Below are 13551 nucleotides of genomic sequence, written 5' to 3' on the forward strand. Positions count from 1 at the left end.
GATCAAGGAGTTGTGTCCGTGACCGAGCACGTCGACCGGAGTGAGCCCGAGCCCGCCGCCGCGCCGGCCGGTTCCGCCGTCACCCCTGCCGACGCCGCCGACGCGGCGCGGCTCGTCGCCTTCGGGCTGCAGCCCAAGCTGCAGCCCGCGCGGGACCAGGAGTACACCGAGTTGCTGCGCCGGTACCGCGACGACCCGGCGTTCGCCCGGCTCGCCGACGCCGTCGCCGCCGGTCTGGGGCTCGTCGTGCTGGAGGTGTCCCCGCGCGCGGGCATGGCCGTGACCGCCGCCGAGGACTCGGTGTTCGCCGTCCGCATGGGTGACTACGCGCGTCGCACCACCGCCGACTCGGGCGACCGCTTCCTGCACGGCCTCGCCCATCTCGCCGCGGCCGCACTGGCCTTCCCGCGTCCGGAGGACCTGGCCGACGACTCCTACATCGGCCGCGTCACCGTCAACGGCGTCGACGCCTTCGTAAGGCAGGCCTGCCGGCGCCTGGAGGAGCGCGCCGAGGAACTGGGCGAGAACACCGACCCGGCGACCGACGCGCCCGGCCTTGAGGCCGCCTGGCGGATCTGGGCCAGACGCAGCGCCACCGGCGCCACCAAGGACGCCCGCCGGCCCGCCGCCTCCACCACCGGCATCGTGGCCAAGGCCCTCGCCTTCCTCACCGACTCGGGCTTTCTGCAGCGCACCGGCGAGGACAGCGGCGGCACGTACCGCACCACCGCCCGTTACCAGCTCCAGGTCCGCGACCTGGCCGGCAGCGCCGCCCTGGCCGAACTGCTGGAGCTGGGCGTCGTACCGGTGACCGACGGCACGGCCAGCCTGCTGCCCGCCGAGGACACCGAGGACCTGGACCTGGTGGCCGACGCCGGGCTGCCGTTCCACTCCTGACCCCCGCACCACCGCACGATTCCGCACACCTACGAAGACTTACGACGAGAGTCCGCCATGTACGAGCTGTCCCGGGTCCGCCTCTACTCCATCGGTCCCGCCGGTGCGCGCTACGCCGACACCGTGCTTGACCTGCGGGGTGTCGGAGAGCCCGTGCCCGACCCGGCGCCCACCCAGGCGGAGTTCTTCGAGGAGGAGCCGGCTGGCCCGCCCCGCCGGCCGGCGCCCGCGGGCGTGCTCTTCCTGGAGAACGGCGGCGGCAAGTCCGTCCTGCTCAAGCTGATCTTCTCGGTGATGCTCCCGGGCCACCGCAACACCCTCGGCGGCGCCAGCTCCGGTGTGCTGCGCAAGTTCCTGCTCGCCGACGACTGCGGGCACGTGGCACTGGAGTGGCAGCACGTGCAGACCGGCGAGTGCGTCGTCGTCGGCAAGGTCAGCGAATGGCGTGGCCGGCAGGTCTCCAACGACCCCCGCAAGTTCGCCGAGGCCTGGTACTCGTTCCGGCCCGGCCCGGGGCTCAGCCTGGACGGTCTGCCCGTCGCCGAGTCCACCGCGGTACGGCCGTCCGCCGAGGGCACCTCGGGTGCCCAGGGCCGGCGCCGCACCATGAAGGGTTTCCGGGACGCCCTGACCGAGGCGGGCAAGGCCTACCCGCACCTGGAGGTGCACTGGGAGGAGATCCACGACCGCTGGATCGAACACCTCGGCGACCTCGGCCTCGACCCCGAACTCTTCCGCTACCAGCGGGAGATGAACGCCGACGAGGGAGAGGCGGCCGGCCTCTTCGCGGTCAAGAAGGACTCCGACTTCACCGACCTGCTGCTGCGCGCGGTCACCGACACCCGGGACACCGACGGCCTCGCCGATCTCGTCAGCGGGTTCGGCAACAAGCTGGGCCGGCGCGCCGAGCTGATCGCCGAGCGGGACTTCACCGCCGGGTCGGTCGACCTGCTCGGGCGGATCGTCGAGGCCGCCGACGCCCGCTCACGCGCGCGTGACGTGCACGGCGGCGCCGAGCGCCGCACCCGTACGCTCGCCCGGCGGCTGTCCGCCCGGGCCGTGCGGGAGCGGGTGCGGGCCGCCGACCTCGCCCAGCGGGTCACGGCCGCCGCGTACGCCGTCACCCACTCCGAGGGCGGGCGGGAGCGCAGCGCCCTGATCGCCGCCGAACTCGCCTACCGGCACGCCTCCCTGGCACTGGCCGCCGCCGAGAAGTCCGCCGCCGCGCAGAAGCGCGAGCTGGCCGACGCGCGCACCCTGCACTCCGCCTGGCAGGCCGCCGAGGCCGTGCTGCGCCACCGGGCCGCCGCCGACCGCGTCGCGCGTGTGTCCGCCGCCATCCAGGAGGCCGAGCGGGACGCCGCGCCCGCCCTCGCCGCGCGTGCCAAGGCCGCCGTCGACCTCGTACGGGCCCTGCACACGGCCGCCGGGAGCGCCGAGGCCCTCGCCAACGAGGAGGAGGAGCGCTCCGCCGCGCTCCAGGAGGTCAGCGACTGCGCCTACCGCGACTCCACCACCGCCGCGACCGAGGCACAGCGCGCCCGCAGTGAGGCCGGACATCTGCGCCAGCGGCTCACCGAGGTCGAGCAGGAGACCGCCGAGGCCGTCCGCGCCGGCTGGCTCGACGACAGCGCACCGGACGCCGACCCGGCCCGTGCCGCGCTCGCCGCCAGCGACGCCGAGAAGACCGCCGTCACCGCCTGGGACGCGGCCCGCGAGGCCGCCCGCAAGGTCACCGAGCACGCCCGCGAGGCGGCCTCCGCCGAGTCCCGTGCGGAGCTGACCGCGGCCCGCGCCGCCGACGCCGCGACGGCGACCGAGCGCGCCTACGAGGCCGAGCGGCGCCTTGCCGAGTCCCTGGCCGCCGAGGAGCGGCTCGCGGAACTGCTGAGCCTGCCCGGTGCGCCCGCGGCCGCGCACGCCGGGGTGCCCGGCCCACGGTCCGGCGCCGACGACACGATGGGGGCCCCGGACGGCGCGACCGGGGGGAGCGCCGGCCGGCAAGCGGACGGCTCCGCGGGCGGGCGATCCGCAGAACCGACGGGACCGGGCGCCGACGGCACCACGGGTGCCGAAGCGCCCTTCGCACCCGAGGAACTCGACCGCTTCGCCGACGAGTTGCGCGCGCTGCTCGACGACGCCGTGTCGACCGCCGAACGCCACCTGTTCGACCTGCGCACCGCCGCCGCCGACGACTCCCGCATCCTCGGCGCGCTCGGCGACGGCGGGCTGCTGCCGCCCGGCCCGGACGTGCTGGCCACCGTGGAGTTCCTCGGCGAGCACGGCATTCCGGCACTGCCCGGCTGGCGCTATCTCGCCCAGGCCGTCGACCCCGCCGACCACGCGCGCGTGCTCGCCGCCCGGCCGGAACTGGTCGACGGTGTGATCATCACCGACCCGGACACGCACGCGCGTGCCCGTGACGCACTCGCCGACGCCGCCCTGCTGCCGCGCTCCGCCGTCGCCGTCGGCACGGCGGCCGCCCTGCTCGCCCCGGCCCCCGCCGCCGACGCCACCCCGGGCGACGTCTTCCTCGTGCCACCGAACCCGGCCATGCACGACGAGCACGCCGCCGACGAGGAACGCCAGGCGCTGCGCGCGCGGGCCACCGCACGCGACGAGGAGATCCGCGCCCTGGCCGCCCGCCTCGGCAAGGACCGCGAACTGGCGGCCCGGCTCGCCTCCTGGCGCACCGGCTGCCCCGCCGGACGCCTCACCGAACTGGCCCGGACCGCCCAGGAAGCCCGCGCGTTCGCCGAGGAGGCCGAGGCCGAGCTGGCCGAGGCGCGCACCCTGCGCGCGGAGGCCGACGAGGTCGCCGCCGAGGCCGTACAGGTCCGCGACGAGCGGCAGGAGGCCGCGCAGAGGGCCCGCCGCGCCGCCGACGCCCTCGCCGGACTCGCCTACCGGCTGCGCGAGCGGGCCGGCTGGCAGGCCCGCCTGCGGGAACTCGCCGACGAGGCAGCGGAGTCCGAAGCCCGTGCCCAGGCCTGCCTGGAGCGTGCCCGCGCCGCCGACGAGGACCGCCGCGCCGCCCAGCGCGCCGCTGACGACGCCCGCCGTACCGCGCGTGCCCTGCGGGCCGAGCGCTCCGAGATCGCGGGCGCCCCCGACGACGTACCGGTCGAGGACACGGACGCCCCCACGGCGTCCCTGCCCGCCCTCCGCGAGGCCTACCGGGCCGCCTCGCAGGTGTACGAGAAGGTCGGGGTCGGCGCGGACCTGCGCGCCGAACAGGCCCGCGCGGAGAGCGACGAGAGCGCCGCCCGCGCCGAACTCGACCGTCTCAGCAACAAGGTCCGCACCCGCGCCGAGCAGCTGCTTCAGTCGCCCGACGGCTCCGACGGGCCGTCCCGGCAGGCGGCCGCCGCACGCGCGGAGGAGCTGGTGCAGCTCCTGGAGACCCGTACGTCCAGCGCCAGCGAGCAGCTCGGCCGGCTGCGCGGCGAGGCAGAGCGGCACGCCCCCGAGGACGGCGAGGCGCACACCGAGCTGCCCGAGGAGCTCGTCCCGCGCGACGCCGAGCACGCCCAGGCGCTGCTGCGCACCGCGACGGGCGAACTCGCCGCCCGCACCGGGGCCCTGGCCGAGGCACGCGAGGCGCACGCCGAGCTGCTGGAGGCCCACCGGGCCGCCGAGGACGCGGCCGGCGGCTTCGACGAGATCGCCGCGATGCTCCGGGACCTGCTGCGCGAACACGCCGCCGAGGAGGAGCAGGAGGAACCGGAGCCGTACCCCGGGAGCCTGGAGGAGGCCCGGCAGTCCGCCGCCGAGGCCCGCCGCTCACTGCGTGGCTGCGCCGCCGACCTGTCCGCCGCCGAGGCGGCCGTGCGCGAGGCGAGCGACGTACTCGTCCGGCACGCCAACTCCACGCGCTACGAGCAGGTCCGCACCCCCGCCCGGCAGCAGATCCGCGAGCTGCCCGCGTCCGCGCTGCCCGAGCACGCCCAGAAGTGGGCCGACGCCTTCGCGCCCCGACTGCGCGTCCTGACCGACGAGCTGGCGCAGCTGGAGCGCAACCGCGACTCGATCGTGGACCGGCTGCGAGGGCTCGTGGAGTCGGCGCTGGCCACGCTCAGGTCCGCCCAGCGGCTCTCCCGGCTGCCGGAGGGGCTCGGGGAGTGGTCGGGACAGGAGTTCCTGCGCATCCGCTTCGAGGAACCCGATCAGGCCACCCTCACCGAACGCCTCGGTGAGGTCATCGACGAGGCCACGCGCGCGGCCGTGAAGAAGAACTCCGACCTGCGCCGCGACGGGGTGTCACTGCTGCTGCGCGGCGTCGCGGCGGCGCTGCAGCCGAAGGGCGTGGCCGTCGAGATCCTCAAGCCCGATGCCGTACTGCGCGCCGAGCGCGTCCCGGTCGGACAGATGGGCGACGTGTTCTCGGGCGGCCAGCTGCTCACGGCGGCCATCGCGCTGTACTGCACGATGGCCGCGCTGCGCTCGAACGACCGGGGGCGGGACAAGCACCGTCACGCCGGCACGCTGTTCCTGGACAACCCCATCGGCCGCGCCAACGCCACGTACCTGCTGGAGCTCCAGCGCGCCGTGTCCGACGCGCTGGGCGTCCAGCTGCTCTACACCACCGGTCTGTTCGACACGACCGCCCTGGCCGAGTTCCCGCTGGTCATCCGCCTGCGCAACGACGCCGACCTGCGGGCGGGCCTGAAGTACATCAGCGTGGAGGAACACCTCCGGCCCGGCCTGCCCCAGCAGCCCAAGGCGGGAGAAGCGGGGCACAGCGAGATCACGGCGACGAGGATGTACAAGAAGCCGACCCCGAGCGCCCCGTAGGGCGCCCGGGCACCGGCCGGGCCGCGCCGGCGGCCCGTGATCGCCTGGCCCGTGATCGCGCGGCGCGCAGGCGGCCGGCGCCATGCCTGCCCCACGCCTGAGCGCCCCGCCTCAGAGGTGCGACAACTGCCCGGCGCCGCCCCGTCGGCGTATCCGCTCCTGCTCGCTCAGGGCCGCGCGCTCCTCGCGGCGGCGGGCGCGTCGCTCACGGCGCAGTGCGCGGGCCGTGCTGCTCGGCTCGGACACCACGCCATACCGCTGGCTCCACACCTGGCGGGTCACCCACACGTCGACCACGGCCCAGGTGGCCACCACCGTGCTCGCCACACCGCTGATCACCATGGGGAAGGCCAGCCAGGACCCGGCCAGCGTGCACAGGAAGGCCACCATCGCCTGGATCAGCGTCACCGCGATGATCAGGACCGCCCGCACCGCCGCCGTACGCACCGGATCCGGCAGCGGGTGCCGCCGGGCGGGCTCCTCGACCCACAACGGCCGGTGGTCCTGCTGCTGTTCGCCGGCGAACTCCCCGGCGCGGCCGGGCGCCGGAATGCCGCGATCCGGCGCCTCCACACCCCGCCGTGCCGTCGAGCGCCCCGCCACGCTCTCCTCGGGCGCCTCGCGCCGCTCCGCCGTGCCCATCACCGTGTCACTCCCCACCGCCAGCAGACCGCTCGCCCCGGAGTCACAGGACTCCGACTCCCCAGTGGCTGCCCGGCTTGCGCTGTTTTACGCCGCCGGGGTGCGGGATGCGGCTCCTGTGGCCGATTCCGCCCCCATTTCCCGTAGAGAAGGACGCACGGGAGCACGGGAAGATTCCCCGCCGGCGAAAAAAACAAGCCAACCGCCCGGCCGTGACATCCCGGTCGGGCCGGGCGTGGATACCGGATCGCGGTGGCAATCTCCCGTAATGCCCGGACAACTCGCCATCTCTCGCGGCGGGAGCGGAAGTTAACCTTCCGGACGTGTCTTCGAGTTAACTGTGAGGCGGTAGTAGGCTCGCGCCGTTTGTTGACGTACATGTGCACCCCCGACCTGCGGGGGTCGAGCTGGGGGAGGCCATGCGCTTTCGCGGGAAGTCCATCCGCCGGAAGATCGTGGCGCTGCTTCTCGTGCCGCTGGTGTCCCTGACCGCCATCTGGGGCTTCGCAACGGTACTCACCGGGCGTGAAGTCGCCCGGCTGTTCCACGTGACGGACGTCAGACAGGACATCGGCTACCCCGCCGAGGACGCCGTCCGCGTCCTCCAGCAGGAACGCCGGCAGACCCTCGTCTACCTCGCCGACCCGCGGGCCGCCGACGCCCTCTCCGCGCTGCAGCGCACCCGCACCGCCACCGACCGGGCGATCGCGAGGATCCGGAAGAACGCCGGTGACCACGACGTCCTCGACGCCATGGACGCGGACGACAGCGAACGCCTCACCGCCGCCCTCGACTCCTTCGACGGCCTCGACTCCCTGCGCCGCACCGTCGAGGCGGGTACGGTCACCCGCGCTCAGGCCCTGCACCTCTACAACCGCCTCGTCGACCCCTGCTTCACCCTGCTCGGCGCGCTCGAAGGCATCGACGACGTCGAACTGGACGCACAGGCCCGCGCGATGGTCGACATCGGCCGCGCCCGCGAACTGCTCTCCCGCGAGGACGCCCTGCTCGGCTCCTCCCTCGTCGTCGGCCGGCTCACCCGCCACGAGACCCGCGACATCTCCGACCTCGTCGCCCAGCGCACCGTCCTGTACGACGTGAGCCTGCCGCTGCTGCCCGCCGCCGAACGCGAACGCTACGAACGCTTCTGGAACAACGCCACCACGGCCCCCCTGCGCGCGGCCGAGCAGGCCGCCGCCGGCACCGACTCCGGCACGCCCCGCGGTGTCACGGCGCAGAGCTGGGACGCCGCCGCCGCGAGCGTGCTGGACGACCTCGGCGCCCTCGACGACCAGGTGGGCGACCGCTTCCAGGACCGCACCCGCCCCGTGGCCGTCGAGGTCATCGCGCAGGCGGCCGTCGCGGGCCTCCTCGGGCTGGTCGCGCTCGTGCTCTCCCTCGTCCTGTCGGTCCGGGTCGGCCGCGGACTCATCCGCGACCTGCGCCAGCTGCGCCTGGAGGCGCACGAGGCCTCCGGGGTCCGGCTGCCCAGCGTGATGCGCCGCCTGTCCGCCGGTGAGCAGGTCGACGTCGAGACCGAGGCGCCGCGCCTGGAGTACGACAAGAACGAGATGGGCGAGGTCGGCCAGGCCCTCAACACCCTTCAGCGGGCCGCCGTCGAAGCCGCCGTCAAACAGGCCGAACTGCGCTCCGGCGTCTCCGAGGTCTTCGTCAACCTCGCCCGCCGCAGCCAGGTGCTGCTGCACAAACAGCTCACCCTGCTCGACGCCATGGAGCGCCGCACCGAGGACACCGACGAACTCGCCGACCTCTTCCGCCTGGACCACCTCACCACCCGCATGCGGCGGCACGCCGAGGGTCTGGTGATCCTCTCCGGCGCCGCACCCTCCCGGCAGTGGCGCCGCCCCGTGCAGCTGATGGACGTCGTGCGTGCCGCCGTCGCCGAGGTCGAGGACTACGAACGCATCGAGGTCCGGCGCCTGCCCCGCGTCGCCGTCACCGGCCCGGCCGTCGCCGACCTCACCCACCTCGTGGCCGAACTCCTGGAGAACGCCACCGTCTTCTCGCCGCCGCACACCGCCGTACAGGTCCTCGGCGAGCGGGTCGCCAACGGCTTCACGCTGGAGATCCACGACCGGGGGCTCGGCATGACGGCCGAGGCACTCCTGGACGCCAACCTGCGCCTGGCCGAGACCCCCGAGTTCGAACTCTCCGACACCGACCGGCTCGGCCTGTTCGTGGTCAGCCGGCTCGCCCAGCGCCAGAACGTCCGTGTCTCCCTCCAGCCGTCGCCCTACGGCGGTACCACCGCGGTCGTCTTCATCCCCGACGCGCTGCTGAGCGACGACGTACCGGACACCAACGGCATCGGTTTCCGCCTCGACCGGGACCGCCCCGTGAAGGGCACCGGGCAGACGGCGGACCGTGCCGTCGGACGCTCCGCGGTGCCGGCGCAGCTGCCCGGCGGGCCCACCTCCCTGCTGGACGGCCCCGTCGAGCTGGAGGCGCCCGTGGATCTCGACGCCGTCGACGACTTCCCCGGCGTCCTGGCCGACGAGGAGAGCGAGCGCGGCGGACTGTTCCGGCCCCGCCGCCCCCGCCCCCGCTCCCGCGCCGACGACCCGGTGTCCGCCTCCGCTTCCGCCGACCGCATGCCGCGCGACGAGGCCGGTGAGCGCGGCCCCATACCGTTGCCGCGCCGGCAGGCCCCCAAACTGGTCAGCTCGCACGGCAAGCCCGTCACCGACCAGCGCACCCGGCGCGACGAAGGGGACCAGCAGGCCGCCGCCGCGCCCCGCCGCCCCGAGACCGGCGGGCCCGCCCCGCTGCCCGCCCGCCGGCGCACCACTGTTTCCCGGCGCCCCGCCGAACTCACCGATCGCGCCGCGGACCGCGGCGCGGCTCCCGCCGCCGGCACCGGCCCGGCCCCCGGTGTTCCGGCGCTGCCCCGCCGCACCCGGACCGGGTCGGCCATCGGGGACGGCGCGGGTGCCGCGCCGCGGTCGGACGGCGGCGTGACCGGCCGGCCGGACGGGGACGTCACGGGCCGACCGGCCGCCGGTGCCGCGGAGTGGCCGGAGCCGGGGTTCATGGAGCCGCTGGACGAGGGCCTGGGGCTGCCTCCCGATGAGCGGGTCCGTTTCGGTGACGGCGCGGCCGGACCCCACGATGAGCAGGGACGTTTCGGCGGGGGAGTGGTGGACCCCGCGGGCAGGCGGTACCGCTTCGGTGATCCGGCCGAGCCGGCCGGCGAAAGGTTCCGGCCGGGTGATGACCCGGCCGAGCCCCCCATCGCGGGAGCCTTCCGGCCGGGTGCCGGCGCGGCCGCGCTCACCGGCTATGAGTCCCGTCCCAGCGGCGGCCCTGTCCGGCCCCCCGGCGAGACAGCCGGGTTCGGCGGCGACGCGACGGGATTCGACGGCCCGGCGGCCGGATTCCGCACCGATCCGGGCCGGCCCGGCGGTGCGCCTCCGACCACCCGGGACACGACCCCACCGGCCGAAGCCACCGGCCCCACCGAAGCCACCGGCCCCACCGAAGCCACCGGCCCCACCGAAGCCACCGGCCTCACCGGCACCGGCGGCCCCGTGGGCACCGGGGCGGGCGCGGAGCCGCCCACCGGAGCCCTGCCCCGGCGGGTTCGCCAGGCCAGCCTGGCCCCTCAGCTCAAGCAGGACACCGCACGGCGCGCCGAACGCGCCGCGCAGCCCGCCGACCGCGACGCCGAGGAGGTCCGCAGCCGGATGGCCTCGCTCCAGCGTGGCTGGCAGCGTGGCCGGCGGGAGAACGCCGCGGGCGACGGGGCCCACAACGGCACAGCACAAGGAACGACTAAGGGGGACGGTCGATGACCGCACCGAAGGCGACCGGCCACACGGCGACGAACAAGGGGGAGCTGAACTGGCTCCTGGACGACCTGGTCGACCGCGTCGCCAGCATCCGCAAGGCCGTCGTCCTGTCCGGCGACGGCCTGCCAACGGGTGTGTCCAAGGACCTGACCAGGGAGGACAGCGAGCACCTGGCCGCCGTCGCCTCCGGCTTCCACAGCCTCGCCAAGGGCGTGGGCCGGCACTTCGAAGCGGGCAGCGTCCGGCAGACGGTCGTCGAGCTGGACGACGCCTTCCTCTTCGTCACCGCCGCCGGCGACGGCAGCTGCCTCGCCGTCCTCTCCGACGCCGACTCCGACGTCGGGCAGGTCGCCTACGAGATGACGCTCCTGGTCAAGCGGGTCGGCGTGCATCTGGGCGCGGCGCCCCGCACCGATCTCCCCGCAGGCGGGTAGTGGGATGACATGAGCGGAGAGGGTCAGGGAAGAAACCACTGGTTCGACGACGACGCCGGACCGGTCGTCCGTCCGTACGCCATGACGCGCGGCCGCACGGCGAGTACCGCGCAGCACCGGCTGGACCTGATCGCGGTGGTCGTCACGGAACCCGAGGCCGGCGATCCGGAAACGGATCCGACGCTGTCGCCCGAGCATGTGGAGATCGTCGGGCTCTGCCGCGACGAACCGCAGTCGGTCGCCGAACTCGCCGCCGACCTCGACCTGCCGATCGGCGTGGTGCGCGTCCTCATCGGCGACCTCGTGCACGCGGAACTCGTCCATGTCTCGCGTCCGGTGCCCCCGGCCGAGCTGCCGGACGAGAGCATTCTGCGCGACGTGATCAACGGTCTCCGGGCCCTGTGACCGGTACGGAAGCGGAATGCGGAGTACCGCCGTGACAGGCCGGCACCCGCCGCACGGACACCGAGTCCCGGCACGGCAGTCGCCGTGCAGGCGCGAGAAGCCGGGGGTTGCGCACAGGAGCGGCGGCGACGGCCGGGAGCGCCGGTCCGGTCGTACGGCCATCGGACCCGGCCCGCGCGGCCGGGCCGACGTCGGTCCGGGCGGCTCACCCGGCCTCGCCACCCCAGGCGGACCCCCTGGCGGCGGCCACGGCCGGCCGTCGCCCGACCCCCATCTAGCAGGAGAAGAGACCGATGATCTTCGGGCGTTCTGAGCGAGGCAAGCCCCCGGTCGAGCCGGTCACGCTCAAGATCCTCGTGGCCGGTGGCTTCGGCGTGGGCAAGACGACCCTCGTCGCAGCGGTCAGCGAGATCAGACCGCTGCGCACCGAGGAACTCCTCACCGAGGCCGGGCGTCCGGTCGATGACACCAGCGGGGTGGAGGGCAAGCACACCACCACGGTGGCCATGGACTTCGGCCGCATCACGCTCCGCGAGGACCTGGTGCTGTACCTCTTCGGCACACCGGGGCAGGAACGGTTCTGGTTCATGTGGGACGAGCTGTCCGAGGGCGCGCTCGGCGCCGTCGTCCTCGCCGACACCCGCCGTCTGGAGGACTGCTTCGCCGCCGTGGACTACTTCGAGCGGCGCTCCATCCCCTTCGTCGTCGGGGTCAACTGCTTCGAGGGAGCGTCCCGCTACCCGGCCGGGGTCGTCCGGCAGGCCCTCGACCTGGACGAGGGCGTCCCCGTCCTGCTGTGCGACGCGCGTGACCGGGAATCGGTGAAGGACGTGCTCATCGGGGTGGTCCAGCACGCGATGGACCACGCGGCCGACCGCCGCCAGGCCGCCCTCGGCTGACCGGCGGGCACGGCCCGTACCCCCGCCGACCGGGGTACGGGCCGTGGTCCGGTGAGGGCGGCACGCACGCGCGCGTGCCGTGAATGGCTACACGCCGTCCTCCTCCAGCCAGCCGAAGCTCTTCTCCACGGCCTTGCGCCAGTTGCGGTACTCGCGGTCGCGTACCGACGGCTCCATCGCCGGCGTCCACTCCGCGTCCCGCTGCCAGTGCGACTTCAGCTCGTCCAGGTCGTTCCACACGCCTGTCGCCAGACCGGCCGCGTAGGCGGCGCCCAGACAGGTCGTCTCCGACACCCGGGGCCGGATCACCGGCACGCCGAGGACGTCCGCCTGGTGCTGCATGAGCAGGTTGTTCTTCGTCATGCCGCCGTCGACCTTCAGGGTGGTGATCCGCACCCCGGAATCCTGGTACATGGCGTCCACGACCTCCCGGGTCTGCCAGCTCGTCGCCTCCAGCACCGCGCGCGAGAGATGGGCCTTCGTGACGTACCGGGTGAGACCGGTGACCACACCGCGCGCGTCGGAGCGCCAGTAGGGCGCGAACAGGCCCGAGAACGCGGGCACGATGTAGGCGCCGCCGTTGTCCTCGACGCTCGCCGCCAGCGTCTCGATCTCGTCGGCGGTGCGGATGATCCCGAGCTGGTCGCGGAACCACTGGACCAGCGCGCCCGTTATCGCTATGGACCCCTCCAGGCAGTACACCGGCGCCTCCCCGCCGATCTTGTAGCCCATCGTCGTCAGCAGCCCGCTCTTGGACGGCACCGGCCGGTTCCCGGTGTTCAGCAGCAGGAAACTGCCGGTGCCGTAGGTGTTCTTCGCGGTGCCCACGTCGTAGCAGGCCTGCCCGAAGACGGCGGCCTGCTGGTCGCCCAGCGCGGAGGCGACGGGCACGCCGGCGAGCTGCCCGACCGCCGTGCCGTACACCTCGGCGGAGGACCTGATCTCGGGCAGGACCGCCTCGGGCACGTTCATGGCGCTCAGGATGCCCGGATCCCACTGCAGCGTCTCCAGGTTCATGAGCAGGGTGCGGCCGGCGTTGGTGACGTCGGTGACGTGCCGGCCGCCGTCGGGGCCGCCGGTGAGGTTCCAGATCAGCCAGGAGTCGATGGTCCCGAAGGCGATCTCGCCGCGTTCGGCCCGCTGCCTCAGGCCGGGCACATGGTCCAGCAACCAGGCCGCCTTGGGCCCGGAGAAGTAGCTCGCCAGCGGCAGTCCGGTCGGCTCGCGGAAGCGGTCCTGGCCGTCCGCGCCGCCCAGTTCCCTGCACAGGGCCGCGGTGCGGGTGTCCTGCCAGACGATCGCGTTGTGCACGGGCTTGCCCGTGGCGCGGTCCCACAGGACCGTCGTCTCCCGCTGGTTGGTGATGCCGAGCGCGCTCAGCTGGTCGGCGCGCAGCCCGGCCTTGGCGAGTGCCCCGGCCACCACGGCCTGCACCTTGGACCAGATCTCGGTCGCGTCGTGCTCCACCCAGCCCGGTTGGGGGAAGATCTGGCGGTGCTCGCGCTGGTCGACGGCGACGATGGCACCGGCGTGGTCGAAGATGATGCAACGGCTGGACGTGGTGCCCTGGTCGATGGCGGCGACGTACTTCTCGGCGGTGTCCGTCATGGCTGTCCCTGGGTCGCTGGGTCGCTGGGTCGGATCGCTGGGCATGCGGCGTGATGGCCGGAA

At 74.4% G+C, this 13551-nt stretch carries 8 protein-coding genes; 6 read left to right on the forward strand and 2 right to left on the reverse strand.

Annotation, left to right across the window (positions count from 1 at the left end):
- Positions 1-18 precede the first annotated feature (18 nt).
- Positions 19-897 carry a hypothetical protein gene (locus IE244_RS35670; RefSeq protein WP_191877725.1) on the forward strand — a complete coding sequence of 293 codons (879 nt, stop codon included), beginning with the start codon at positions 19-21 and terminating at the stop codon, positions 895-897.
- A 57-nt stretch (positions 898-954) separates the two neighbouring features.
- Positions 955-5691, forward strand: a complete 4737-nt coding sequence (locus tag IE244_RS35675) for a hypothetical protein (RefSeq protein WP_191877726.1) — start codon at positions 955-957, stop codon at positions 5689-5691.
- 111 nt (positions 5692-5802) lie between these two features.
- On the opposite strand, the gene IE244_RS35680 is transcribed toward IE244_RS35675, so the two are convergent.
- Positions 5803-6333: a hypothetical protein gene (locus tag IE244_RS35680; protein WP_191877727.1), complete on the reverse strand. Its 531-nt coding sequence runs from the start codon at positions 6331-6333 to the stop codon at positions 5803-5805.
- A 419-nt stretch (positions 6334-6752) separates the two neighbouring features.
- Here IE244_RS35680 and IE244_RS35685 point away from each other — a divergent pair, with 419 nt between their 5' ends.
- The 4 genes from IE244_RS35685 to IE244_RS35700 all read left to right on the forward strand — a co-directional run bounded on the left by IE244_RS35685 (position 6753) and on the right by IE244_RS35700 (position 11880).
- Complete coding sequence (locus tag IE244_RS35685) at positions 6753-10145, forward strand: sensor histidine kinase (RefSeq protein WP_191877728.1); 3393 nt, start codon at positions 6753-6755, stop codon at positions 10143-10145.
- A complete protein-coding gene (locus IE244_RS35690) occupies positions 10142-10576 on the forward strand; it encodes a roadblock/LC7 domain-containing protein (protein WP_031174404.1) in 435 nt (144 codons plus the stop codon). Before IE244_RS35685 ends, IE244_RS35690 begins: the two co-directional genes overlap by 4 nt.
- A 9-nt stretch (positions 10577-10585) precedes the next feature.
- The gene (locus tag IE244_RS35695; protein WP_191877729.1) at positions 10586-10981 is read left to right on the forward strand and encodes a DUF742 domain-containing protein; all 396 of its coding nucleotides are present in this window, start codon (positions 10586-10588) and stop codon (positions 10979-10981) included.
- 293 nt (positions 10982-11274) lie between these two features.
- Positions 11275-11880, forward strand: a complete 606-nt coding sequence (locus IE244_RS35700; RefSeq protein ID WP_191877730.1) for a GTP-binding protein — start codon at positions 11275-11277, stop codon at positions 11878-11880.
- 87 nt (positions 11881-11967) lie between these two features.
- On the opposite strand, the gene glpK is transcribed toward IE244_RS35700, so the two are convergent.
- The gene (gene glpK, locus IE244_RS35705) at positions 11968-13488 is read right to left on the reverse strand and encodes a glycerol kinase GlpK (protein ID WP_191877731.1); all 1521 of its coding nucleotides are present in this window, start codon (positions 13486-13488) and stop codon (positions 11968-11970) included.
- Positions 13489-13551: the final 63 nt, after the last annotated feature.

It is taken from the genome of Streptomyces filipinensis, from assembly GCF_014649495.1.
Taxonomy (GTDB): domain Bacteria; phylum Actinomycetota; class Actinomycetes; order Streptomycetales; family Streptomycetaceae; genus Streptomyces; species Streptomyces filipinensis.

Excerpts from the sequence above, each read along its gene's own strand:
- IE244_RS35675 (WP_191877726.1), top strand. The coding sequence starts at position 955 with ATGTACGAGCTGTCCCGGGTCCGCCTCTACTCCATCGGTCCCGCCGGT.
- IE244_RS35680 (WP_191877727.1), bottom strand. The coding sequence starts at position 6,333 with ATGGGCACGGCGGAGCGGCGCGAGGCGCCCGAGGAGAGCGTGGCGGGG.
- IE244_RS35685 (WP_191877728.1), top strand. The coding sequence starts at position 6,753 with ATGCGCTTTCGCGGGAAGTCCATCCGCCGGAAGATCGTGGCGCTGCTT.
- IE244_RS35690 (WP_031174404.1), top strand. The coding sequence starts at position 10,142 with ATGACCGCACCGAAGGCGACCGGCCACACGGCGACGAACAAGGGGGAG.
- IE244_RS35695 (WP_191877729.1), top strand. The coding sequence starts at position 10,586 with ATGAGCGGAGAGGGTCAGGGAAGAAACCACTGGTTCGACGACGACGCC.
- IE244_RS35700 (WP_191877730.1), top strand. The coding sequence starts at position 11,275 with ATGATCTTCGGGCGTTCTGAGCGAGGCAAGCCCCCGGTCGAGCCGGTC.
- glpK (WP_191877731.1), bottom strand. The coding sequence starts at position 13,488 with ATGACGGACACCGCCGAGAAGTACGTCGCCGCCATCGACCAGGGCACC.